Source organism: Pseudomonas oryzihabitans, from assembly GCF_014522265.1.
Classification (GTDB): domain Bacteria; phylum Pseudomonadota; class Gammaproteobacteria; order Pseudomonadales; family Pseudomonadaceae; genus Chryseomonas; species Chryseomonas aestiva.
Window position 1 is genome coordinate 873,484 of sequence record NZ_CP017024.1, and the last position, 23,094, is coordinate 896,577.

Sequence of the window (23,094 nt, forward strand, 5' to 3'; positions counted from 1 at the left end):
TCTCTTGTTCTCCTTACTGGGCGGTCAGCGCTTGGTAATCGGTACGCAGCGTCTGCTCGAGAATGTCGCGGGCGAAGTCGGCGGTCACCACGGCCTGGCCCAGGTCACTGAGCAGTACCAGCCGGAGTTGTCCATCCAGGACCTTCTTGTCCACCGCCATGAGGCGTTCGAAATCGGCCGGCTGCATGTCCGCCGGCGGTACCACGGGAAGCCCCGCCCGGACCAGCAGGCGCAGGGCGCGGTCGCGCTGGGCAGCCGTGAGCCAGCCCAGCAGCAGGGACATCTGCAACGCCATGACCATGCCGGCGGAAACCGCCTCGCCATGCAGCCAGACGCCATAGCCCTGGTGGGTCTCGATGGCGTGACCGAAGGTATGGCCGAGATTGAGGATGGCACGCAGGCCCGACTCGCGCTCGTCGCTGCCGACCACCTGGGCCTTGGCCGCGCAGGAACGCTCGATGGCTTGGGTGAGGGCCTGCTGGTCCAGCGCCAGCAGCGCCTCGACATGCTCTTCGAGCCAGCCGAGGAAGGGTTCGTCGCAGATCAGGCCGTACTTGATGACCTCGGCCAGACCCGCCGACAGTTCGCGCGCCGGCAGGGTCGCCAGGCTGTCGGTGTCGATGACCACGGCCTTGGGCTGGTAGAAGGCGCCGATCATGTTCTTGCCCAGCGGGTGGTTGATGCCGGTCTTGCCACCCACCGAGGAATCGACCTGGGACAGCAGCGTGGTCGGCACCTGAATGAAGTCCACCCCGCGCTGATAGCAGGCCGCGGCGAATCCGCCCATGTCGCCGATCACCCCGCCACCGAGGGCGATGAGGGTGGTCTTGCGATCATGGCGATCCTGCAGCAGGCCGTCGAAGATCAGCTGCAGGGTTTCCCAGTTCTTGTGCGCCTCGCCATCGGGCAGCACGATCGAGCTGACCTGGCGGTCGCCCAGGGTGCGCAGCAGGCGCTCCAGATAGAGCGGCGCGATGGTTTCATTGGTGACGATCGCCACCTTGCGCCCGGCGAGATGGGGCAGGAAGCAGTCCCGCCGATCCAGAAGGCCCTGGCCGATGTAGATCGGGTAGCTGCGCTCACCGAGCTCGACGTGAAGAGTCCGCATGCCGTCACCTTGATTCAAAGGGCGCCTAGCATAGCGCAGAACGCTTGCGGCTTTAATGCGGCGCCAGGGCTTTCAGACGGTCGAGTATCTGCAGCACGACCAGCCGGGGTGGCCGCTCGTCGGTCTCGATGATGATATCGGCGATCTCGCGGTACAGCGGGTCGCGCATGGCCATGAGATTGCGCAGCACCGCCGCAGGATCGGCGGTCTGCAGGAGGGGACGGTTGCGATCGCGGGAGGTGCGTTCGATCTGCTGCTCGATGGAGGCATGCAGATAGATGACCCGTCCGCCGTGCTTGAGCGCCTGGCGATTGTCCTCGCGCAGCACGGCGCCCCCGCCGGTGGCCATTACCAGGCCGTTTTCCGCGCACAGCTCGGCGATCGCAGCGCGTTCGCGCTCGCGAAAGCCCTGCTCGCCTTCCACATCGAAGATCCAGGGGATGTCGGCACCGGTACGTTCTTCGATTACCTTGTCGGAATCCTTGAACGGCAGCCGCAATTCCTTCGCCAGGAGCCGGCCGATGGTGCTCTTGCCCGAGCCCATCGGTCCTACGAGAAACAGATTACGCACTTATGTCATCGACCAACCGCTATCGCCTGGTTGTTCATGATACGCGGCGTGAGGAAGATCAGCAGCTCGACTTTGCTGTCGGTGACCGAATCCCGGCGGAACAGTCGGCCGACATAGGGAATATCCCCCAGCATCGGCACCTTGGTGGTGGACTTGGTCTGGGTATTGGAGAACACCCCGCCCAGCACGATGGTCTCGCCATCGCTCACCAGCACCTTGGCATTGACCTCGTTCTTGCTGATCGGCGGCACGCCGTTGAGGGCATTCTGGTAGTCAGGGGCATCCTTGTTGACCTTGACCTCCATGATGATGCGGTTGTCCGGGGTGATCTGCGGTGTGACCTCCAGCGACAGGGCAGCCTGCTTGAAGCTGGTGCTGGTGGCACCGCTGGAGCTGGCTTCCTGGTAGGGGATCTCGGTACCGCGCAGGATCTTGGCGGTCTCCTTGTCCGAGGTCACCACCTTGGGCTGGGAGATGATTTCGCCATTGCCACTGGATTGCAGCGCGGACAGCTGCAGGTCGAGCATCTTGCCACCGACCATGAAGCCGACGCCGATGCCCGAGGTGCTGCCGGAAACGCCCATGTCGACGAAGGGCGTGGGCGCGACGCCGTTGGTAGAAGTGAAATTACCCACGGTACTGGTGCCCGGCAGGAAGGCCTGACCGGTAGTAGGATCGACCGTGGTGGCGCCGTCCTTGCCATAGACCGCGAAGTTGCCCGAACTGGCGTTACCGCCCCAGCGCACGCCCAGCTGCTTGCTGTAGTCGACGTTGGCCTCCACCAGCCGCGCCTCGATCATCACCTGGCGCACCGGGATGTCCAGCTGCGAGACGATGCGCCGGAGTTCGTCCAGGCGATTCTGGGTCTGGTAGGCAATGATGCTGTTGGTGCGCTCGTCCACCGAGATGGAGCCGCGCTCGTCGGCGGTCTTGTCGGCGCTGGTCACCGACTGGAACAGCTTGGCGATATCGGCGGCCTTGGCGTAGTTGACCTGGATCAGGTCGCGACGCAGCGGGGCCAGCTGCTGGATCTGCTTCTGGGATTCCAGCTCCTGACGCTCGCGGGCGGCGATCTCGTCGGCCGGTGCAACCAGCAGCACGTTGCCGATCTGGCGCTTGTCGAGACCCTTGGTCTTGAGGATCAGATCCAGCGCCTGGTCCCAGGGCACGTTCTGCAGGCGCAGGGTGATGTTGCCCTGCACGGTGTCGCTCGCCACCAGGTTGAGATTGGTGAAATCGGCGATCAGCTGCAGCACCGAGCGGACGTCGATGTCCTGGAAATTCAGCGACAGTTTTTCACCGGTATAGGTGAAGCGATCGGCTGCGCGCTTTTCCTTTTCCTCGGTGGTGAGCGGCTTGACGCTCAGGGTCAGACGATTGTTGGTCTGGTAGGCCAGGTAGTCGTAGGTCCCGGTCGGTTCGATGACGATGGACGCCCCGCCGCTGTCAGCGGAGGCGTTGACGAACTGCACGGGGGTGGCGAAGTCCTTGACGTCCAGGCGCACGCGCAGCTCTTCGGGCAGCTGGGTACCGGCGAAGGTCAGGCGGATCTTGCCGCCCTGCTCCTGGATGTCCGGGTTGATGCCGGTCTCGCTCAGGTCGATGACCACGTTGCCCTCGCCCTGGGGACCCCGCTGGAAATCGATATGGCGGATCGCCTTGCCGCGCAGTTGCGGCCGCGGCGCGGTCATGGCCGCTACGGTGGAAGTGGCCTGGGTCGGCGGCAGCGGCGTGCGGGCGACCGCACCGGGCAGGGGGGCGGACGAGGGTGCGGTCACGGTGGCCGGCGCGGCGGCGCGCGGCAGGTTGGGCGTCAGATTGGCCTGGGCGCTGGCAGTCTGGCGACCGGCGGTGCCGCCGATGGTGACGAACAGGTTGCGGCCGTCGGCCCGGGTGTCGTAGCTGGCCAGGTTGGTGAGGTTGATGATCAGGCGGGTGCGATTTCCCGCCTCGACCACCGTCACGCTGCGAGCATTGCCATTGCCCAGCTCGCGGCTCTTGGTACCCAGCTTGTTGGCCACGCCGGGCAGATCCAGGGCAATCCGCGCCGGCTGCTCGATGGTGTAGCCCTTGGGCACCGGCACCGGCTGATCGAAGGTCAGCTTGAGTTCGATACGATCCCCGGGCAGGGAGGCGACGTTCAAGGCCTGCAGATCGGCTGCCAGGGCCTGACCGGCCAGGCTGCTCAGCAGCAGGGCCAGTCCCAGTCGTCCCGCGATAGTAGTGTTCACAGTGCTCGCCCTGCCCATTTAAGTCTTTTCCTTCAAGGTGATGGTGCGCGGCCGTTCCAGCCAGCCACCCTCGCCATCCGGGACGATTTCGATCACGTCGATCTCGCCATCGGTAATCTTGGTGATGCGCCCATCGTTGCGCCCCAGGTAGTCCCCCACCTTGACGCGATGCACGCCCCCGGCACCGTTGACCAAAGCATAGCGGCCGCTGGCATTGGCCAGGATGCCGACCATGCTGAAGGTCTCGATGTTGAAGCCTTCGAGAAACTGCTTGGGCCGATTCGCGTCCGGCTTGATGTTGCCGGTTCCGCGCTGGCGCACCGTGGGATCGATGCGCACCGGCGCCTGGAAGGGGCTGCGCAGGGCCGCGGCGGCGTAGGTGAAGGGTTCGTAGGCGCGAAACTGCGGCAGCGGCTCGATGGAACCGCGCGGCTTGGCCCGGGTTTCGTCCATGAAGGCCTGCAGATCGCTGGTATCGCTGGAACCACAGCCGACCAGCACGCCGGTCAGCAGGCAAAGCAACAGGGGCGTCCTCATTTGCCGAGCCCCTTGTCGTTGTACCTGTAGGTCTTGGCCAGGACGTTCATGCGCAACTTGCCGCCGCCTCCGGAGACCGTACCGCCACCATTGGCATTCTTGTCGTCCACCGGCTTGAGATCGAAGTCGTGCAGGGTGACGATGCGCGGCAGGCTGGAGACGCTGCTGACGAAGGTCGCCAGGTCGTGATAGTTGCCCACCACGGTGATCTGGATCGGCAACTCGACGTAGAACTGCTGGGTGACTTCGGGCAGCAGCTTGATCTGCTCGAATTCCAGACCGCTGCCGAGACCGGTGCGGGTGATGTCTTCCAGCAGCGCCGGCACCTCGGTATCGCCGGGCAGTTGCCGCAGCAGGGCACCGAAGGACTCCTCCATCTCCACCATCTGCTGCTTGTAGGCATCCAGATTGGCGGCCTGGAAGGCCTTGCTGGCGTATTGCTGCTTGAGCGTCTCTTCCTGATTGCGCTGACTGTCCAGCTGGGCCTGCATGTCGCTGAGATGGAACTGATAGCCGAGCAGCAGCACCACCAGCATGATCAGCAGGCAGGCGATGACCTTGACCGGCTTGGGCCAGGAACCGAGGTTCTCCAGGCTGAGTTCGTTGATGTCAACCTTGCGCAGGCTGGCCAGGGAATCGGCGAGACTCATGGTTTGCCTCCCTTGGCGAGCGGGGCCGGGGCAACGGGGGCGCCGGGCTGGGTCTGCTTGACAGTGAGCTGGAAGGTGTTGGCCTGGTCCACCGCTCCGGCAGTGGTCGCCTTGACCTCGATCAGCGTAGGCGACGCGAACCAGTCGGAGGCATCCAGGTTACGCATCAGGTTGGAGACGCGGTTGTTGGATTCCGCCTCGCCGCTGATCGACAGGGTGTCGCCCTGCATCTTCAGCTCGCGGAAGTAGACGCCGTCCGGCAGGGTACGCACCAACTGGTCGAAGACGTGGCCGATGACCGGGCGGTTGCCTTGCAGGTCCTGGATGATCTTCATCCGCGCCAGCAGTTGCTGACGACGGGTCTTGAGTTCGCTGATCTCCTTGATGCGCACGTCCAGCTGGGCGATGTTCTGTTGGATGAAGGCGTTGCGCGCCTCCTGCCGGGCGATCTCGCCGGACAGGTACTGATCCCCGAGAAACACGGCGCCGCACGAGAGCACGAAGATACCGCCCAGGATCACCAGGAACTGCTTGCGCCTTTCTTCGCGCAGCTGCTCCCGCCAGGGCAAGAGGTTGATGCGGGCCATCTAGTCGAAACTCCTCATGGCCAGGCCGCAGGCGATCATCAGCGCCGGGGCGTCACCCGCCAGGGCTGCCGCATTGACCTTATTGCTGACGGTCATGTCGGCGAAGGGATTGGCCAGGACCGTGGGGGTGCCGATTTTCTGCTGGATCAAGCGGTCGAGTCCGGAAATTGACGCGGTTCCTCCAGCAAGCAAGATGTAGTCCACATCATTGTATTGCCCGGCGGCGAAAAAGAACTGCAGCGAACGCGCCACCTGCTGCACCACGGCCTCGCGGAAGGGCGTCAGCACCTCGCTCTGGTAGTCGTCCGGCAATCCACCCTGCTTCTTGGCCAGACCGGCCTCCTCCACCGAGAGGCCGTAGCGGCGCTGGATTTCCTCGGTGAGCTGACGACCGCCGAACAACTGCTCGCGGGTATAGATGGTCTTGCCGTTGTGCAGCACGCTCAGGGTGGTCATGGTGGCGCCGATGTCGACCACCGCCACGGTCAGGTCGTCGACATGGCCGCCGAGCTGGTTGGCCAGCAACTGGTAGGCGCGCTCCAAGGCATAGGCCTCGACGTCGACCACCTTGGCCGCGACACCGGCCAGCGCCAGGGCCGCCTCGCGAACCTCGACGTTTTCCTTCCGGCAGGCGGCCAGCAGCACCTCGACGCGCTCGGCGTTGCGCGGCGACGGCCCCTGCACCTCGAAGTCGATGGCGACCTCGTCCAGCGGATAGGGAATGTACTGGTCGGCTTCCAGCTTGATCTGGTTTTCCAGCTCGTCGTCGGTCAGGCCGGCATCCATCTCGATGGTCTTGGCGATCACCGCCGAGCCGGAGACGGCCACCGCAGCGCTGCGCGCGGAGCTGCGCGCCTTGACCAGCACCCGGCCGATGGCCAGGCCCACGCCTTCGAGTTCGGCGATGTTCTTTTCCACCACGGCATTGGCCGGCAGGGGCTCGACCGCATAGGCCTCCACCCGGTAGCGTCCGCCTGAACGGCTCAACTCGATGAGTTTCACGGATGTCGAACTGACGTCGATACCCAGCAGCGTATTCGCCTTCTTTCTGAATAGCCCTAGCACATCAGTTCCCTATGAGCGACGGTGGTCTTCCGCGGACGGGCATTAGATAACAGACTTGACACCCGAGCAAATAGCGGCCAACCGCCAAACGCGCCTATAATGGCGACGCCGTGTAGGCTGACCCTCACCTGTCGCCCTTTCCTTCTTTCCATTCGAAAAGTCTCTTGATGCGTGTTCTGAAATTTTTCTGGTGGTCGTTGGTCGCCCTGGTCTGCAGCCTTTTGCTGGGTCTCAGCGGTGCCTTCCTCTACCTCAGCCCCAGCCTGCCCTCCATCGACGCCCTGCGAAACGTGCAACTGCAGATCCCTCTGCGGGTGTACAGCGCGGACGGCAAACTCATCGCCGAATTCGGCGAAATGCGCCGCTCGCCGCTGCGGTTCAACGAGATACCGCCCAACTTCATCCATGCCCTGCTCTCCGCCGAGGATGACAACTTCGCCAATCACTATGGCGTGGATGTGAAAAGCCTGGCGCGCGCAGTGAGCCAGCTGGTCAAGACCGGACATATCCAGACCGGCGGCAGCACCATCACCATGCAGGTCGCCAAGAACTACTTCCTGACCAGCGAACGCAGCTTCTCGCGCAAATTCACCGAGATCCTCCTGGCGCTGCAAATCGAGCGCCAACTGAGCAAGGACGAGATCCTCGAGCTCTACGTCAACAAGATCTACCTGGGCAACCGCGCCTACGGTATCGAGGCCGCCGCCCAGGTCTACTACGGCAAGTCCATCAAGGACCTGACCGTCGCCCAGATGGCGATGATCGCCGGTCTGCCCAAGGCGCCGTCGCGCTACAACCCGGTCGCTAATCCTGAGCGTAGCCTGGAAAGACGCAACTGGATCCTCGAACGCATGTTCAAGCTCGGTTATATCGATCAGGCGGCCTACCAGGCCGGCATCGCCGAGCCGCTCGAGGCCTACCACCACGTCGCCGTGCCTGAACTCAACGCTCCCTACATCGCCGAAATGGCGCGGGCGGAAATGGTCGGGCGCTACGGCGGCGACGCCTATACCGACGGTTATCAGGTCTATACCACCATCGACAGCCGGCTGCAGACGGACGCCTTCAACGCCGTGCGCGACGGCCTGACCGACTATGACCGCCGCCATGGCTATCGCGGCCCCGAGGCCCAGTGGCCCAACCGCAGCCGCCCCGAGTGGACCGCGCTGATCCAGAAGCAGCGCATTGTCGGCGGCCAGGATCCGGCCATCGTCACCCAGGTGGAGAAGAGCGGCATCCTGGTCCTGACCCGCGAGGGCAAGGAAGAGGCGGTCTCCTGGGACTCGATGAAGTGGGCACGCCCCTACCTCAGCGCCAACAGCCTGGGGCCGCGCCCGAACGGTCCGGCCGACGTGGTCAAGGTCGGCGACCTGATCCGGGTGCAGCGCCAGGACGATGGCAGCCTGAAGTTCTCGCAGATCCCCAAGGCGCAGAGCGCCCTGGTGTCGCTTGATCCCCAGGATGGCGCCATCCGCGCCCTGATCGGTGGTTTCTCCTTCGAGCAAAGCAACTACAACCGCGCGACCCAGGCCCGCCGCCAGCCCGGCTCCAGCTTCAAGCCGTTCATCTATAGCGCGGCCCTGGAGAAGGGCTTCACCGCCGCCAGCCTGGTCAACGATGCGCCCATCGTCTTCATGGACGAGAATCCCGACGAAGCCTGGCGACCGAAGAACGACAACAACACCTTCCTCGGCCCCATCCGCCTGCGCGAGGCGCTGTATCGCTCGCGCAACCTGGTGTCCATCCGGGTGCTGCAGGCCATCGGCATCGACTATGCGCTGGATTACGTCAGTCGCTTCGGCTTCGAGCGCGATCAGTTGCCGCGCAACCTGTCCCTCGCCCTCGGCACCCCGGGCCTGACGCCGCTGGAGGTGGCCACCGGCTGGTCGGTGTTCGCCAACGAAGGCTACAAGGTGACGCCCTACGTGGTCGATCACGTGACCGATCGCGACGGCAAGGTGGTCTATCGCACTGCCGCGCCGCGGGTGCCCCAGCAGGTGCAGGCCAAGGCCGCAGCCGGCGTCGAGGTCACACCGGTGGCCGATACCACCGCTGCCGATCCGGCCAATCCGCCGCCGGTGTTCGCGCCCCAGGTCATCGACCCGCGCAACGCCTTCATCATGAACAGCATGCTGCAGGACGTGATCAAGCGCGGTACCGGGCGCAAGGCGCTGGAACTGGGTCGCAACGACCTGGCCGGCAAGACCGGCACCACCAACGAATCCAAGGACACCTGGTTCTCCGGCTACAACGGCGACTACGTGACCACGGTCTGGGCCGGCTTCGATCAGCCCGAGACCCTGGGTCGCCAGGAATTCGGTGGCACCGTGGCCCTGCCGATCTGGATGAGCTACATGGGCGCGGCGCTCAAGGACAAGCCGCCGCATCAGCTCAAGGAACCGGACGGCATCGTTTCCATCCGCGTCGATCCCACCACGGGTCGCGCCGCGCCGCCCGGCACGCCCAACGCCTATTTCGAGCTGTTCAAGAGCGAGGACACCCCGCCGAGCCTGGACGAGCTGCCGCCCGGCGTCGCGCCCGGCACGCCACTGCCCTCCAGCGAAAACGTGCCCATGGACATCTTCTGATCCGCGCCCAATAAAAAACCCCGCCTTGGCGGGGTTTTTTTTGCTTCGGGCCTTACTTGGCGAAGACGTCATCCACCGACTTCAGCGGATAGTTCGCCGGATAGGGCAGCGTGGCCACGCCGGTCTCGATGGCGGCCTTGGCCACGGCATCGGATACCAGGGTGATCAGGCGCGCGTCCATCGGCTTGGGAATGATGTACTCGCGACCGAAGCTCAGGCTGTCGACGTTGTAGGCGGCGCAGACTTCCTTGGGCACCGGCAGCTTGGCCAGATCACGCAGGGCCAGGGCCGCGGCGATCTTCATCTCTTCGTTGATCACCCGGGCGCGAACGTCCAGGGCACCGCGGAAGATGAAGGGGAAGCCCAGCACGTTGTTGACCTGGTTCGGATAGTCGGAGCGACCGGTGGCCATGATCACGTCGTCGCGGGTGGCGTGGGCCAGCTCGGGGGTGATTTCCGGATCCGGGTTGGAGCAGGCGAAGACGATGGGGTTGGCCGCCATGCGCTTGAGGCCTTCCGCCGACAACAGGTTCGGACCGGACAGACCGACGAAGACATCGGCGCCTTCGAGGGCGTCGTCCAGGGTGCGCTTGCTGGTCTCGGTGGCGAAGGCCGCCTTGTACTGGTTCAGGTCGCTGCGACCGCTGTGGACCACGCCCTGACGGTCGATCATGTAGATGTTCTCGACCTTGGCGCCCATGCTGGCCAGGAGGCGCATGCAGGAGATGGCGGCAGCGCCGGCACCCAGGCAGACGATCTTGGCGTCCTCCAGGCGCTTGCCGGCGATTTCCAGGGCGTTGAGCATGCCGGCGGCGGTGACGATGGCGGTGCCATGCTGGTCATCGTGGAAGACCGGGATGTCGCACTGCTCGATCAGGGCGCGCTCGATCTCGAAGCACTCGGGCGCCTTGATGTCTTCGAGGTTGATGCCGCCGAAGGTGATGGAGATGCGCTTGACGGTGTCGATGAAGGCCTGGGGGCTCTCGGCGTCCACCTCGATGTCGAAGACGTCCACACCGGCGAAGCGCTTGAACAGCACGCCCTTGCCTTCCATCACCGGCTTGGAGGCCAGCGGGCCGAGGTTGCCCAGGCCGAGGATGGCGGTACCGTCGGAGATCACGGCGACCAGGTTGCCCTTGCCGGTGTAACGGTAGGCCAGTTCGGGATCGCGACCGATCTCGCGGACCGGTTCGGCGACGCCGGGACTGTAGGCCAGGGACAGGTCACGGGCGGTCGCGGTGGGCTTGGTCAGCTCGACGCTGAGTTTGCCGGGGCGCGGTTGGGCGTGGTATTCGAGGGCGGCGGTTTTGAGATCAGACATTATTGGTATATCCGCGTGGTGTGGGTCTTGGGTCGGGCGAGAATACGCAAAGACTCAAGGTGCCACAAGCAATCGGCCATATGCCTGAAATCAATCGCAATACGACTTTCGGCTAAAACGATTCAACCCGCAAACCCAGCATGTGCGGGTCGCTCAGGGTCATCTGCCAGCGCCCGCGACCCGCTTCCTGGCGCCGACTGCGATCGACGATCCAGCCTCGGGCTTCGAGGTCGCGCCCTGTCCATTGGCGCAGCGGCACCTCGTCGAAGGCCGCGACGAAGCGCTCGGGGACATTGACCACCAGATCGCCTTCGAACTGCAGCCAGAGGCCGCCACGATTGCGCTCGACGTCCAGCAGACGCCCCCGCACCACGGCGAAACCACTCTCTTCCAAGCGGGTCGAGGCGATGGTCGGATCCTGCTTCCAGACGCCCCGTCGCGCCTTGCGCGCCTGGCTTTCCGCGGCGGCCTGACAGGCGGCCAGCCGGGTATTGGGCGCGATGGCGACGGCATAGCCGAAGCCCTCGGCTATCAGCCGGGCTTCCAGGTTGCCGCCCTGGCGATCATAGAGATGCGCCAGGGTGCGACCATAGTGGTCGGTCGCCTCGCTGCCCGGCACCAGCCGCAGGCGCTGGTCGCTGGCCGCGACCAGCTCAAGCAGCCGCCGACGCGCCGCCTCGGCATAGGGCTGGGCGGTACCGCCGGACGTGCCCAGCTCCGGAGCATTGACGCCGATCAGGCGCACCGAACGGCCGTCGACCAGGCGCAGGGTATCGCCGTCGACCACCTGGCGGACCACGACCTCCTGTCCGCCCGGCAGCAACGGACAGTCCGCCGCCTGGGCCACCGGGGCGCCAGCTAGGCCACAAACAAAAAAGGCGCCCCAGAGGGACGCCTTTTTCAGTGTCGAACCATGCAGAGATGGCCGACGGCAGCGCATTACTTGTTGCTGCCGAACACGCCGAAGCGCTGCTTGAAGCGATCGATACGGCCGCCAGCGTCCAGGACCTTCTGCTTGCCAGTGTAGAACGGGTGGCATTCGGAGCAGACGTCCAGGTGAATGTTCTTGCTCAGGGTCGAGCGGGTCTTGATGACGTTGCCGCAGCTGCAGGTGGCTTCGATGGCATCGTACTGCGGATGGATATCAGCTTTCATGGGACTATCCTCGGGGTCTAGCTGTGCCGCCACCCGGCGCCATTGCCGGATACCGCACAGATTTGGGCTGCAAATCATACCAGAGCAGATAGGAGGTGCAAGCAGCCCCCTCACCGCCCGTCTGCTACCATCGGGCTTTCCTCCTGCGAGCCCTGCCGTGCCCCTGATCCTGCGCCTGGCGCTGCCCTCCCCACTGCGCCGCCTGTTCGACTATCTGCCGCCCAAGGGAGTGGTCGAGGAGCAGTTGCGCCCGGGCGTGCGGCTGCGGGTACCCTTCGGTCGCCGCGAGGTGGTCGGGGTGCTGATCGAGGTGGCCCGGGAAACCGAGGTGCCGCCGGACAAGCTGCGCAAGGCACTGCAACTGCTCGACGAGCGTCCGCCGCTGCCCAGCGCGCTGTTCGAGCTCTGCCAGTGGTCTGCCCAGTACTATCAGCACAGCCTCGGCGACACCCTGAGCTGGGCACTTCCTGCCCTTTTGCGTCAGGGGGAGCCGGCCGAGCGACGACTGCAGCGCTTCTGGATCGCCCAGCCCGATGCGCGCCCGGAAGATCCACGCCTGGCCCGCGCGCCGCGCCAGCGCGAGGCACTCAAGACCCTGCGCCAGCACCCCCACGGGGTGCTGCACGAATTGCTCGGTCAGCTCGGCCTGGTCAAGGACAGTCTCGATCTGCTGCAGGCCAAGGGCCTGGTCACGGTGGAGACCCGCTATCACCAGCCGACGCGGCACCAGGGTTCCTGGCTGGCCCAGGCCGAGTTGCCACTCAACAGCGAGCAGCGCCTGGCCTACGAAGCGGTCCGCGCCGGCAGCGGCTTCCACTGCCATCTCCTGGAAGGGGTGACCGGCAGCGGCAAGACCGAGGTCTATCTGCAACTGATCCGCGCCACCCTGGAAGCGGGGCGCCAGGCGCTGCTACTGATCCCCGAGATCAACCTGGGCCCGCAGACCCTGGGGCGTTTCGAGCAGCGCTTCAATGCCCGCATCGCCCTGCTGCACTCGGCGCTGACCGATCGCGAGCGCATGGATATCTGGCTGGCCGCCCGCGATGGCGAACTGGACATCGTGGTCGGCACCCGCTCGGCGCTGTTCACCCCACTCAAACACCCTGGGCTGATCATCGTCGATGAGGAACACGACGCCTCCTATAAACAGCAGGAAGGCCTGAGGTACCACGCTCGCGACCTGGCGGTGGTTCGCGCGCGCTTCGAGAATCTGCCGGTGGTGCTGGGCTCGGCCACGCCCTCGCTGGAAAGCCTGCACAACGCCGACCAGGGGCGCTATGCCCACCTGCGCCTGTCGCTCCGTGCCGGTGGCGCCCAGCCGCCGCGCTTCGAGCGCCTGGACGTGCGCAGCCGTCCGCTGGACAGCGGCCTCTCCCAGCCACTGCTCAAGGCCATGGGCGCGACCCTGGAGCGCGGTCAGCAGGTGCTGGTGTTCCTCAATCGTCGCGGCTTCGCCCCCACCCTGCTCTGCCACGACTGCGGCTGGCTGGCCCAGTGCCCGCGCTGCGATGCGCGCATGACCTATCACCGCGGCTCCGGCGAATTGCGCTGCCACCACTGTGATCAGCGCCAGACGCCGCCGCGGCATTGCCCGTCCTGCGGCAAGCTCGACCTGCGCCCGGTGGGTGCCGGTACCGAACGCGCCGAGGAACGCCTGCAGCTGCTGTTTCCGGACGTCCCGGTGCTGCGCATCGACCGCGACACCACGGCACGCAAGGACGCCTTGGGCAAACTCCTGCGCACCATCCACAGTGGGGTGCCCTGCATCCTGGTCGGCACCCAGATGCTCGCCAAGGGGCACCACTTTCCAAAGGTGACCTTGGTGGCCGTGCTGGACGCCGACAGCGGGCTGTTTTCCGCCGACTTCCGCGCCAGCGAGCGCATGGCCCAGCAGATCGTCCAGGTGGCCGGTCGCGCCGGTCGCGCCGAGGAGCCGGGGCAGGTGCTGATCCAGACCCATCTGGCCGATCATCCGCTGATGGTGCAGCTGGCCGAGGAGGGTTATCCGGCCTTTGCCCGCCAGGCTCTGCAGGAGCGCCGCGCCGCCGGGCTGCCGCCCTTCGCCTATCTGGCGCTGCTGCGCGCCGATGCCCATCGCCAGGACCAGGTGGAGAATTTCCTGGAGGCGGCCTATCACGTCGCCGAGGGCCTGGCGGTCAATCTCGCCCTGCCTCAGGTGGAGTTGCTGGGGCCGGTACCGGCGCCGATGGAGCGCCGCGCCGGTCGCCACCGGGCCCAGTTGCTGCTGCAAAGCAGCAGCCGCGCGCCTCTGCATCGCCTGCTGGGCATCTGGGTCGTCCAGCTGGAAAGCCTGCCTGAAGCCCGTCAGGTGCGCTGGTCGCTGGACGTGGATCCCATCGATCTCTTCTAGTGGCATTGGCTTACCATTGGCAAGGCCGGGCTCGCCACGGATAATGCCGGGTTTTCATCGCAGTGCGCGCTCGGCGCACGCCGAAGGCCAATGATCATGAAAGACAGCATCCGCCAGCTCATCCAGCACGCCCTCGACCGCCTGATCGCCGACGGCACCCTGCCGGCCGACGTGGCTCCGGCCATCCAGGTCGAAAACACCAAGGACAAGAGCCACGGCGACTTCGCCAGCAACGTCGCCCTGCTGCTGGCCAAGCCGGCCCGCGCCAAGCCCCGCGACCTGGCCGAAAAGCTGCTCGCCGCCCTGCCCGCCGATCCGGCGGTCAGCAAGGTGGAAATCGCCGGCCCCGGCTTTCTCAATTTCTTCCAGAATCACGCGCAACTGGCCGCGCGCCTGGATGCGGCCTTCGCCGATCCGCACCTGGGGGTGCCCAGGCACGAGCCGCGTCAGCGCGTGGTGGTGGACCTCTCCTCGCCGAACCTGGCCAAGGAAATGCACGTCGGTCACCTGAGATCCACCATCATCGGGGACGCGGTGGCGCGGGTGCTGGAATTCCGCGGCGACGAAGTGATCCGCCAGAACCACGTGGGTGACTGGGGCACCCAGTTCGGCATGCTTCTGGCCTACATGGAAGAGCAGCCGCAAGCCGCCGAAGGCGAGCTGGCCGATCTCGAGGTGTTCTATCGCGCCGCCAAGGGTCGCTTCGACGCCTCGCCGGAATTCGCCGCCCGCGCGCGCGAACTGGTGGTGGCGCTGCAGGCCGGCGATGCCCACTGCCTGCGGCTCTGGGAACGCTTCAATGCCGTCTCCCTGTCCCATTGCCAGGAAGTCTACGACCGCCTCAACGTCTGCCTGACCCCGGCCGACGTCAAGGGCGAGAGCGCCTACAACGACGACCTGGCCCAGGTGGTGAGCGATCTGGACGCCGCCGGCCTGCTCACCGAGAGCGATGGCGCCCGCTGCGTCTTTCTCGACGAATTCAAGAACGCCGAGGGCAATCCGCTGCCGGTGATCGTGCAGAAGGCCGGTGGCGGCTATCTCTATTCCACCACCGACCTGGCCGCCATGCGCTACCGCAGCCGCCAGCTGCACGCCGATCGGGCGCTGTACTTCGTCGACCAGCGCCAGGCCCTGCACTTCCAGATGGCCTTCGAAGTGGCGCGCCGCGCCGGCTTCGTCGCGCCGACCATGCAACTCGAGCACATGGGCTTCGGCACCATGAACGGCGCCGACGGCCGTCCGTTCAAGACCCGTGACGGCGGTACCGTCAAGCTGGTCGACCTGCTCGACGAAGCCGAGGAACGTGCCTACCAGCTGGTCAAGGAGCGCAATGCCGGTCGCGCCGAGCGTGGCGAGGTACCCTTCAGCGAGGACGAACTGCGCCACATCGGCCGCGTGGTGGGCATCGCCTCGGTCAAGTACGCCGACCTGTCCAAGCACCGCACCAGCGACTACAGCTTCAACTTCGAGCAGATGCTCAGCTTCGAGGGCAATACCGCGCCCTATCTGCTGTACGCCTACACCCGCGTCGCCAGCGTGCTGCGCAAGGCCGAGCAGAGCGAACCCGCCGGCAGCATCCGCCTGGATGCCCCGCAGGAGCAGGATCTGGGCGGTCGCCTGGCGCAATTCGGCGAAATCCTCGCCAGCGTTGCCGACAAGGGCACCCCGCACCTGCTGTGCAGCTACCTCTATGATCTGGCCGGCCTGTTCTCCAGCTTCTACGAGAATTGTCCGATCCTGACCGCCGAGGACCCCGCGCTGCGCCAGAGCCGCCTGCGGCTGGCCGCCCTCACCGGGCGCACCCTCAAGCAGGGTCTGGAACTGCTCGGCCTGCACACCCTGGAACGCATGTAAGAGACGGATCACCGCCTGATGGCCACCAAGAAAGCCCCACCCAAGCGCGGCGCCAGTCGCAACACCTCGGCCCCCAAGAAACAGCCCCTGCCCGGCTGGGTCTGGCTCGCGTCGGGTCTGGCCATCGGGGCCTTCGTGGTGTTCCTGATGAAGCTCGAACCAGGCAACAAGGCGGTGCAGCGTGCCAAGCCGGAAGAGGGCCGCCCGGCCGCCACGGCGGGCAATGGCAAGTCGTCGACCGCTACCGGCAAGACCGAGGGCACGCCGCCCACGCCGATCAAGCCCAAGTACGACTTCTATACCCTGCTGCCCGAATCCGAGGTAATCGTGCCGCCGGACGCCGTGCCGCGCAATCCGGCCGCCAAGCCGACCACCCCGGCCAAAGCGGATGCCGCCGCGACCCCGGCGCAACCTGGCCAGCCGGCGACCGCGACGTCGGCCACGCCCGCGACCACCCCGGGCCAGCCGGCCGCCACGCCGCCCAAGGAAGCCACCACCAAGGCCCAGCCGCCGGTAACCCTGTTCTTCCTCCAGGCCGGCTCCTTCCGCACCCAGGCCGATGCCGACCGGGTCCGCGCCCAGATCATCATGCTCGGCCAGGACGTGCGCGTGGAATCGGGCAAGGTCAAGGACGACACCTGGTACCGGGTACTGGTCGGTCCCTACAGCGATCGCGACCAGCTGACCCAGGCGCAGAAACAGCTCGCCGGCAGCGGCTTCAAGAATCTGTTGCTGCAGCAGCGACGCGGTCACTAAAGAGTCTGCCCATGGCCTGCTGCGCGTCGGCCAAACAGCGCTGAAAATTCTCTCGGAATGCTCATTTACCACGCGTAAACTGCGCTTCCTCGAGAATTCTCGCCTGGTTTGGCGCTAGCTCGCGAGGCCGTGAACAGACTCTCACCTGCCGAATCCCCCCGCCGCGACGCTTGAAGGGCGCCGCGGCCATCCCCATATCTCCGCTTAACCGGGCCGACGCCCCAAGCAACGCGGAGAGATTCCCTTGACCACCATCGTTTCTGTACGCCGCAACGGCAAGGTCGTGATCGGCGGCGACGGCCAGGTTTCCCTGGGCAACACCGTCATGAAAGGCAACGCCAAGAAAGTCCGGCGGCTGTACCGGGGCGAGGTGCTGGCCGGTTTCGCCGGCGGTACCGCCGACGCCTTCACCCTTTTCGAGCGCTTTGAGGCGCAACTCGAGAAGCACCAGGGCCATCTGGTCCGCGCCGCCGTCGAGCTGGCCAAGGACTGGCGTACCGACCGTGCCCTGCGCCGTCTGGAAGCCATGCTGGCGGTCGCCAACAAGGACGCCTCCCTGATCATCACCGGCAACGGCGACGTGGTGGAACCCGAAGAAGGCCTGATCGCCATGGGCTCCGGTGGCGCCTATGCCCAGGCCGCCGCTCGCGCCCTGCTCATGCACACCGACCTCAGTGCCCGCGAGATCGCCGAGACCTCCCTGAATATCGCCGGTGACATCTGCGTGTTCACCAACCGCAACCTGACCATCGAGGAGCTGGACGCGCCCCAGGCGTGATCCGGTTTAGAGACTGCCCATGTCCATGACCCCCGCGAGATCGTCCACGAACTCAATCGCCACATCATCGGCCAGGACGACGCCAAGCGCGCCGTGGCCATCGCCCTGCGCAACCGCTGGCGGCGCATGCAGCTGCCCGTCGAGCTGCGTCCCGAGGTCACCCCCAAGAACATCCTGATGATAGGTCCCACGGGTGTGGGCAAGACCGAAATCGCCCGGCGCCTGGCCAAGCTGGCCAATGCGCCCTTCCTCAAGGTGGAAGCCACCAAGTTCACCGAGGTCGGCTATGTCGGCCGCGACGTCGAGTCCATCATCCGTGACCTCGCCGACGCCGCGGTGAAGATGCTGCGCGAACAGGAAATGGTGCGTAACCGCCATCGCGCCGAAGACGCCGCCGAAGAGCGCATCCTCGATGCCCTGCTGCCGCCGGCGCGGCCGTCGGTGGGCTTCAGCAACGAGCCCCAGCCGGCATCGACCGATAGCAACACCCGTCAGCTGTTCCGCAAGCGCCTGCGCGAAGGCCAGCTGGACGACAAGGAAATCGACATCGAGGTGGCCGATGCCCCGCTGGCGTCGAGATCATGACCCCGCCCGGCATGGAGGAGATGACCAGCCAGCTGCAGAATCTCTTCGCCGGCATGCACAAGGGCAAGACCAAGCAGCGCAAGCTCAAGGTCAAGGAAGCGCTCAAGCTGGTGCGCGACGAAGAAGCCGCGCGCCTGGTCAACGAGGAAGAACTCAAGGGCCGCGCCCTGGAAGCCGTCGAGCAGCACGGCATCGTCTTCATCGACGAGATCGACAAGGTCGCCAAGCGTGGCAACACCAGCGGTGCCGATGTCTCCCGCGAGGGTGTGCAGCGTGACCTGCTGCCGCTGATCGAAGGCTGCACCGTCAACACCAAGCTGGGCATGGTCAAGACCGACCATATCCTGTTCATCGCCTCGGGCGCCTTCCACCTGTCCAAGCCCAGCGATCTGGTGCCGGAGCTGCAGGGTCGTCTGCCGATTCGCGTCGAACTCAAGGCGCTGACGCCGCAGGACTTCGAGCGCATCCTCACCGAGCCGCATGCCTCCCTCACCGAGCAGTATCGCGAACTGCTCAAGACTGAGGGGCTGCTGGTGGAATTCGCCGCCGACGGCATCACCCGCATTGCCGAGATCGCCTGGCAGGTCAACGAGAAGACCGAGAACATCGGTGCCCGGCGCCTGCACACCCTGCTGGAACGCCTGCTGGAAGAGGTGTCCTTCAGCGCCGCCGACCTCGCTGGCCAGCAGAATGGCGAGCCCATCGTCATCGACGCGGCCTATGTGAACGGCCACCTGGGCGAACTGGCGCAGGACGAAGACCTGTCGCGCTATATACTGTAACGGTAGGTTTGGTGCATTCGTAATCGCGGCCATGGGCCGCTCCTACAGGGTTCGATGTCTCCTGTAGGAGCGGCCCATGGCCGCGATGGCCTCAGGCAAAGACTGCAAAACCGCTCAGAGAACCTCACCATGCGTACTCCCACCGCCATCCAGCTCCACAAGGCTTCCAAGACCCTCAGCGTCAGCTATGGCGCGGAAACCTTCGAGCTGCCCGCCGAATTCCTGCGGGTGCACTCGCCTTCGGCCGAGGTCCAGGGACACGGCAATCCGGTATTGCAGTGGGGCAAGCAGCAGGTCGGCATCAGCGCCGTCGAACCGGCGGGGCGCTACGCCATCAAGCTGACCTTCGATGACGGCCACGACAGTGGTCTGTTCAGCTGGGACTATCTCTATGAACTGGGCAGTCGCCGCGACGAACTCTGGGCCGACTACCTGGAACAGCTGGCCCGCGCCGGCAAGACGCGGGACCCACACGTCAGCGCGGTCAAGCTGATGCTCTAGCCCTGGCTCAGGCCGCCAGGGCCTTGTCCAGCTTGCGCTCGATCTCTTTCTCGATCTGGCCACTGAGCATCGAGAACATCATGCCCAGGGTCGCCAGCACCCGCACCCGGTCTTCACCGACCTCGATCCGTCCATCCACGCCGCTGCGCGTGAATGTCAGGGTATCGCCTTCCCAGGCGCAGGCCACCCCATAGTCACGCGTGAGTTTTTCGGCCAGTTGATCGGCCTTCTGGCGAACGCCTTCCAAGCCAAGCGAATGGCTGCGTTCGATGGTGATCTGGGACATCGGGGAACTCCGGATAAGGGGCCCTGACTATAGCGAGGGCCCGCCACGTCGCCAATCGCGAGAACCGAGCGGTCAGCCCCGGTTTTAGCCGGGCATGCCGGGCGATCGGCCTGCTAGAATGCCCTCTTGTCCCTGTCCCAGGTGTAGCCCCATGAGCGATCCGCGCAAAGGCCCCGAGGCCGAATCCCAGACCCACTTCGGCTACCAGAGCGTTCCGGAGAGCCAGAAGGCTTACAAGGTCGCGGAGGTCTTCCATTCGGTGGCGGCCAAGTACGATGTGATGAACGACCTGATGTCGGCGGGCATCCACCGGCTGTGGAAGAGATTCACCATCGAGCTCTCCGGCGTGCGCCGTGGCAACCGCGTACTGGACATCGCTGGCGGCACCGGCGACCTGACCAAGCAGTTCGCCCGTCTGGTCGGCCCCACCGGCGAGGTGGTCCTGGCCGACATCAACGATTCCATGCTCCGGGTCGGCCGCGACCGCCTGCTCGACGAAGGCGTCGCCAGCAATGTGCGCTTCGTCCAGGCGGATGCCGAGAAGCTGCCCTTCCCCGACAACCATTTCGACTGCATCACCATCGCCTTCGGCCTGCGCAACGTCACCCACAAGGACCAGGCCCTGGCTTCGATGCTGCGCGTGCTCAAGCCGGGTGGCCGGCTGCTGGTGCTGGAGTTCTCCAAGCCCACCAATCCGCTGGTGTCCAAGGCCTATGACGCCTACTCCTTCGGCTTCCTGCCCCTGATGGGCAAGCTGGTGGCCGGTGACGCCGAAAGCTATCGCTACCTGGCCGAATCCATCCGCATGCACCCCGATCAGCAGACCCTCAAGGCCATGATGGAAGAGACCGGTTTCGCCCGGGTCACCTTCCACAACATGACCGGCGGCGTGGTCGCCCTGCATCGCGGCATCAAGCCCTGATGGCCCTCGTCACCCAGGCATTGCTGGCCGCGCTGGAGCGTGGCCTGAATCCACTACTGGCGCTCGACCCCGTGGCCTTGCCGCGGCTGGCCGGCCTGACCGGCCGGGTGATCGCGGTGCAGACCCGGCAACCGGCGCTGCGCCTGTACGTCCTGCCCGCGGGTGACGGCCTGCATTTCGCCGCCCATCACGAAGGCGATATCGACTGCACCCTGAGTGCCCCGGCGACACGTCTGGCCGAACTGGCCCTGGCCCGTGACAAGCAGCGGGTGCTGCACCAGCCGGACGTGCGTCTGGAAGGCGACAGCACCCTGCTGATCGAGCTGGCCGACATCCTGCAGAAGCTGGAGCTGGACTGGCAGCACGAGGTCAGTCGCTGGCTCGGCCCGCTGCCGGCGGCGCTGCTGGGCGATCTGGCCCGGCGCGGCCAGGCGCTCGGTGAACAGAGCCGTGACAGCCTGCAACTGACGCTGTCCAACTGGCTGAACGAGGAGAGCCGCCAGCTGGTGGGTCGTCTCGAAGGTGAGGCCCGCTTCGCCGAGATCGATGCCCTGCGCCTGGACGTGGATCGTCTCGACGCCCGTCTCGCCCGCCTGGGCACCGCCCGCAACACCAGGGATAACCCCGACGAATGAAGCTGTTCGCTGCCCTCAACCGCCTGTTGCGGATCTTCTTCGTGGTCATCCGCTATCGGCTTGACGACATCGTCTATGCCCTGCCGCTGCCCTGGTACCTGCGTGCCACCCGCTACGTGCTGCCCTGGCGCTGGTTGCCACGTCCGAGCAAGACCCTGCCGCGCGGCGCCCGTCTGCGCCTGGCGCTGGAAGGTCTGGGACCGGTGTTCGTCAAATTCGGGCAGATCCTTTCCACCCGGCGCGACCTCATGCCGGAGGATATCGCCGACGAACTGATGTTCCTGCAGGACAAGGTCCCGCCCTTTCCGCCGGAAAAGGCCGTGGCGCTCATCGAGTCCCAGCTCGGCGTACCCATCAAGCAGGCCTTCGCCCGCTTCGATCACCAGCCGCTGGCCTCGGCCTCGGTGGCCCAGGTCCATGCCGCCCAGCTGCGGACTGGCGAAGAGGTGGTGGTCAAGGTGGTGCGCCCGGGGCTTAAGAACATCATCAGCCAGGACATCGCCTGGCTGTTCCTGCTGGCGCGCCTGGCCGAACGGCTGTCCGCCGAAGCCCGCCGCCTGCACCCGATGGACGTGGTCAGCGACTACGAGAAGACCATCTACGACGAGCTGGACCTTTTGCGCGAAGCGGCCAACTCCAGCCAGCTCAGACGCAATTTCGACGGCTCCGAGCGCCTCTATGTGCCCCAGGTGTACTGGGACTGGTGCCGCGAGCGGGTGCTGGTCATGGAGCGCATCTACGGCATCCCGGTAACCGACCTGGCCGCCCTGCGCGACCAGGGCACCGACTTCAAGCTGCTGGCCGAGCGAGGGGTGGAGATCTTCTTCACCCAGGTCTTCCGCGACAGCTTCTTCCACGCCGACATGCACCCGGGCAACATCTTCGTCAGCACCGCCAAGCCCTGGGATCCGCTCTACATCGCGGTGGACTGCGGCATCATCGGCAGCCTGACCCCCGAGGACCAGGACTATCTGGCGCGCAACCTCTGGGCCTTCTTCCAGCGCGACTACCGCAAGGTCGCGCAGTTGCACATCGACTCCGGCTGGGTACCGGCCAACACCCAGGTCAACGAACTGGAAGCGGCCATCCGCACCGTCTGCGAACCCATCTTCGAGAAGCCGCTCAAGGACATTTCCTTCGGCCAGCTGCTGTTGCGGCTGTTCCAGGTGGCGCGCCGCTTCAACATGGAGATCCAGCCGCAACTGGTGCTCCTGCAGAAGACCCTGCTCAACATCGAAGGCCTGGGCCGCCAGCTCTATCCGGACCTGGATCTCTGGTCCACCGCCAAGCCCTACCTGGAAAAGTGGATGCGCAAGCGGCTGAGTCCGCCGCAGGTCGCCCGCAATATCCAGCAGCAACTGGAGCAGATCCCCCATCTGGCGCAGATGGCGCGCGATACCCTGGAACGCATCACCCAGCCGCATCGCAAGGATCCGCCCAATCCCTGGGGCAGACGCAACGACGACTGGATCGTGCGGGTGGTCGGCGCGGTCCTGCTGGTGGGTGCGGCACAACTGGGTCTCGAACCCCAGCCCCACGCCTGGCCGGCCTGGGCCATGCTGGTCGGCGGCCTGGTTCTGGTGATCAGGCGCTGAACTCCTTAAGCTGTAACCGTCCTGTCATTTTTATCGGGCGAAATACACGCCCTCAGCCACTGGTGCCCTGCCGCTGTATTCGAGTTGCGTCTTGTGCGAGGCTAGGGCCTGTCTGAAAAGTCGCCGAGCGAAGGTCAGGCAAGGCGCAACGACCAACGGGAGTAACAGCCAAGGGCTGGCCCGAAGGGTGAGCGCCAGCGAATCAAATCCGTGAGG

At 65.5% G+C, this 23,094-nt stretch carries 20 protein-coding genes and 1 pseudogene; 10 read left to right on the forward strand and 11 right to left on the reverse strand.

The window, feature by feature from the left end; genetic code table 11:
• Window positions 1–13: 13 nt before the first annotated feature.
• Genes aroB through BGI51_RS04070 form a run of 7 tightly spaced genes read right to left on the reverse strand, consistent with a single transcriptional unit; the run spans window position 14 to window position 6,749 of the window.
• Entirely contained in the window at window positions 14–1,108 is a 1,095-nt protein-coding gene (gene aroB, locus BGI51_RS04040; RefSeq protein WP_187980377.1) for a 3-dehydroquinate synthase, read from the reverse strand.
• A 52-nt stretch (window positions 1,109–1,160) separates the two neighbouring features.
• Window positions 1,161–1,679 (reverse strand): shikimate kinase AroK, encoded by a 519-nt coding sequence (gene aroK, locus BGI51_RS04045; RefSeq protein WP_133861489.1) that lies wholly within the window; start codon window positions 1,677–1,679, stop codon window positions 1,161–1,163.
• 5 nt (window positions 1,680–1,684) lie between these two features.
• Window positions 1,685–3,910 (reverse strand): type IV pilus secretin PilQ, encoded by a 2,226-nt coding sequence (pilQ, locus tag BGI51_RS04050; protein ID WP_187980378.1) that lies wholly within the window; start codon window positions 3,908–3,910, stop codon window positions 1,685–1,687.
• 18 nt (window positions 3,911–3,928) lie between these two features.
• A complete protein-coding gene (locus BGI51_RS04055; RefSeq protein ID WP_133861491.1) occupies window positions 3,929–4,447 on the reverse strand; it encodes a pilus assembly protein PilP in 519 nt (172 codons plus the stop codon).
• A complete protein-coding gene (gene pilO, locus BGI51_RS04060; protein WP_187980379.1) occupies window positions 4,444–5,097 on the reverse strand; it encodes a type 4a pilus biogenesis protein PilO in 654 nt (217 codons plus the stop codon). Before pilO ends, BGI51_RS04055 begins: the two co-directional genes overlap by 4 nt.
• The gene (locus BGI51_RS04065) at window positions 5,094–5,684 is read right to left on the reverse strand and encodes a PilN domain-containing protein (RefSeq protein WP_158893530.1); all 591 of its coding nucleotides are present in this window, start codon (window positions 5,682–5,684) and stop codon (window positions 5,094–5,096) included. Before BGI51_RS04065 ends, pilO begins: the two co-directional genes overlap by 4 nt.
• Window positions 5,685–6,749: a pilus assembly protein PilM gene (locus BGI51_RS04070; RefSeq protein ID WP_133861494.1), complete on the reverse strand. Its 1,065-nt coding sequence runs from the start codon at window positions 6,747–6,749 to the stop codon at window positions 5,685–5,687.
• 167 nt (window positions 6,750–6,916) lie between these two features.
• On the opposite strand from BGI51_RS04070, the gene BGI51_RS04075 reads away from it, so the two are divergent.
• Complete coding sequence (locus BGI51_RS04075) at window positions 6,917–9,337, forward strand: penicillin-binding protein 1A (RefSeq protein ID WP_187980380.1); 2,421 nt, start codon at window positions 6,917–6,919, stop codon at window positions 9,335–9,337.
• Between the two features lie 52 nt (window positions 9,338–9,389).
• Here BGI51_RS04075 and BGI51_RS04080 read toward each other — a convergent pair whose 3' ends face one another.
• The 3 genes from BGI51_RS04080 to rpmE all read right to left on the reverse strand — a co-directional run bounded on the left by BGI51_RS04080 (window position 9,390) and on the right by rpmE (window position 11,813).
• The gene (locus BGI51_RS04080; protein WP_133861496.1) at window positions 9,390–10,658 is read right to left on the reverse strand and encodes a malic enzyme-like NAD(P)-binding protein; all 1,269 of its coding nucleotides are present in this window, start codon (window positions 10,656–10,658) and stop codon (window positions 9,390–9,392) included.
• Between the two features lie 112 nt (window positions 10,659–10,770).
• Complete coding sequence (locus BGI51_RS04085) at window positions 10,771–11,598, reverse strand: thermonuclease family protein (RefSeq protein WP_187980381.1); 828 nt, start codon at window positions 11,596–11,598, stop codon at window positions 10,771–10,773.
• Window positions 11,598–11,813 carry a 50S ribosomal protein L31 gene (gene rpmE, locus BGI51_RS04090; protein ID WP_133861498.1) on the reverse strand — a complete coding sequence of 72 codons (216 nt, stop codon included), beginning with the start codon at window positions 11,811–11,813 and terminating at the stop codon, window positions 11,598–11,600. The genes BGI51_RS04085 and rpmE overlap by 1 nt, the downstream gene beginning before the upstream one ends.
• 157 nt (window positions 11,814–11,970) lie before the next feature.
• On the opposite strand from rpmE, the gene BGI51_RS04095 reads away from it, so the two are divergent.
• The 6 genes and pseudogenes from BGI51_RS04095 (at window position 11,971) to BGI51_RS04120 (ending at window position 19,440) form a co-directional block, all read left to right on the forward strand.
• Window positions 11,971–14,184 (forward strand): primosomal protein N', encoded by a 2,214-nt coding sequence (locus BGI51_RS04095; protein WP_187980382.1) that lies wholly within the window; start codon window positions 11,971–11,973, stop codon window positions 14,182–14,184.
• A 96-nt stretch (window positions 14,185–14,280) separates the two neighbouring features.
• Entirely contained in the window at window positions 14,281–16,038 is a 1,758-nt protein-coding gene (argS, locus tag BGI51_RS04100) for an arginine--tRNA ligase (protein WP_187980383.1), read from the forward strand.
• An 18-nt stretch (window positions 16,039–16,056) separates the two neighbouring features.
• Window positions 16,057–16,794, forward strand: a complete 738-nt coding sequence (locus BGI51_RS04105; RefSeq protein WP_187980384.1) for an SPOR domain-containing protein — start codon at window positions 16,057–16,059, stop codon at window positions 16,792–16,794.
• A gap of 244 nt (window positions 16,795–17,038) precedes the next feature.
• Window positions 17,039–17,572, forward strand: coding sequence for an ATP-dependent protease subunit HslV (hslV, locus tag BGI51_RS04110; protein WP_017641034.1), 534 nt, complete (start codon window positions 17,039–17,041; stop codon window positions 17,570–17,572).
• 93 nt (window positions 17,573–17,665) lie between these two features.
• Window positions 17,666–18,939 (forward strand): annotated as a pseudogene (gene hslU / locus BGI51_RS04115) (ATP-dependent protease ATPase subunit HslU).
• Between the two features lie 129 nt (window positions 18,940–19,068).
• Window positions 19,069–19,440 carry a gamma-butyrobetaine hydroxylase-like domain-containing protein gene (locus tag BGI51_RS04120; protein ID WP_133861502.1) on the forward strand — a complete coding sequence of 124 codons (372 nt, stop codon included), beginning with the start codon at window positions 19,069–19,071 and terminating at the stop codon, window positions 19,438–19,440.
• A gap of 7 nt (window positions 19,441–19,447) precedes the next feature.
• Here the strand turns inward: BGI51_RS04120 and BGI51_RS04125 are convergent, their stop codons facing one another.
• The gene (locus tag BGI51_RS04125; RefSeq protein ID WP_133861503.1) at window positions 19,448–19,726 is read right to left on the reverse strand and encodes a polyhydroxyalkanoic acid system family protein; all 279 of its coding nucleotides are present in this window, start codon (window positions 19,724–19,726) and stop codon (window positions 19,448–19,450) included.
• A gap of 151 nt (window positions 19,727–19,877) precedes the next feature.
• On the opposite strand from BGI51_RS04125, the gene ubiE reads away from it, so the two are divergent.
• The 3 genes from ubiE to ubiB are packed head-to-tail and all read left to right on the forward strand — an operon-like array spanning window position 19,878 to window position 22,878.
• Window positions 19,878–20,648 carry a bifunctional demethylmenaquinone methyltransferase/2-methoxy-6-polyprenyl-1,4-benzoquinol methylase UbiE gene (gene ubiE, locus BGI51_RS04130; RefSeq protein WP_017641038.1) on the forward strand — a complete coding sequence of 257 codons (771 nt, stop codon included), beginning with the start codon at window positions 19,878–19,880 and terminating at the stop codon, window positions 20,646–20,648.
• On the forward strand, window positions 20,648–21,283 hold the full coding sequence (locus tag BGI51_RS04135) for a ubiquinone biosynthesis accessory factor UbiJ (protein ID WP_133861504.1): 636 nt from the start codon (window positions 20,648–20,650) through the stop codon (window positions 21,281–21,283). The genes ubiE and BGI51_RS04135 overlap by 1 nt, the downstream gene beginning before the upstream one ends.
• The gene (gene ubiB, locus BGI51_RS04140) at window positions 21,280–22,878 is read left to right on the forward strand and encodes a ubiquinone biosynthesis regulatory protein kinase UbiB (protein ID WP_133861505.1); all 1,599 of its coding nucleotides are present in this window, start codon (window positions 21,280–21,282) and stop codon (window positions 22,876–22,878) included. The genes BGI51_RS04135 and ubiB overlap by 4 nt, the downstream gene beginning before the upstream one ends.
• Window positions 22,879–23,094: the final 216 nt, after the last annotated feature.

Bases quoted from the DNA above. Each gene is read 5' to 3' on its own strand.
- aroB (WP_187980377.1), bottom strand. From the start codon at position 1,108: ATGCGGACTCTTCACGTCGAGCTCGGTGAGCGCAGCTACCCGATCTAC.
- BGI51_RS04055 (WP_133861491.1), bottom strand. From the start codon at position 4,447: ATGAGGACGCCCCTGTTGCTTTGCCTGCTGACCGGCGTGCTGGTCGGC.
- pilO (WP_187980379.1), bottom strand. From the start codon at position 5,097: ATGAGTCTCGCCGATTCCCTGGCCAGCCTGCGCAAGGTTGACATCAAC.
- BGI51_RS04065 (WP_158893530.1), bottom strand. From the start codon at position 5,684: ATGGCCCGCATCAACCTCTTGCCCTGGCGGGAGCAGCTGCGCGAAGAA.
- BGI51_RS04075 (WP_187980380.1), top strand. From the start codon at position 6,917: ATGCGTGTTCTGAAATTTTTCTGGTGGTCGTTGGTCGCCCTGGTCTGC.
- BGI51_RS04080 (WP_133861496.1), bottom strand. From the start codon at position 10,658: ATGTCTGATCTCAAAACCGCCGCCCTCGAATACCACGCCCAACCGCGC.
- BGI51_RS04085 (WP_187980381.1), bottom strand. From the start codon at position 11,598: ATGCGCTGCCGTCGGCCATCTCTGCATGGTTCGACACTGAAAAAGGCG.
- rpmE (WP_133861498.1), bottom strand. From the start codon at position 11,813: ATGAAAGCTGATATCCATCCGCAGTACGATGCCATCGAAGCCACCTGC.
- argS (WP_187980383.1), top strand. From the start codon at position 14,281: ATGAAAGACAGCATCCGCCAGCTCATCCAGCACGCCCTCGACCGCCTG.
- BGI51_RS04105 (WP_187980384.1), top strand. From the start codon at position 16,057: ATGGCCACCAAGAAAGCCCCACCCAAGCGCGGCGCCAGTCGCAACACC.
- BGI51_RS04120 (WP_133861502.1), top strand. From the start codon at position 19,069: ATGCGTACTCCCACCGCCATCCAGCTCCACAAGGCTTCCAAGACCCTC.
- BGI51_RS04125 (WP_133861503.1), bottom strand. From the start codon at position 19,726: ATGTCCCAGATCACCATCGAACGCAGCCATTCGCTTGGCTTGGAAGGC.
- ubiE (WP_017641038.1), top strand. From the start codon at position 19,878: ATGAGCGATCCGCGCAAAGGCCCCGAGGCCGAATCCCAGACCCACTTC.
- BGI51_RS04135 (WP_133861504.1), top strand. From the start codon at position 20,648: ATGGCCCTCGTCACCCAGGCATTGCTGGCCGCGCTGGAGCGTGGCCTG.
- ubiB (WP_133861505.1), top strand. From the start codon at position 21,280: ATGAAGCTGTTCGCTGCCCTCAACCGCCTGTTGCGGATCTTCTTCGTG.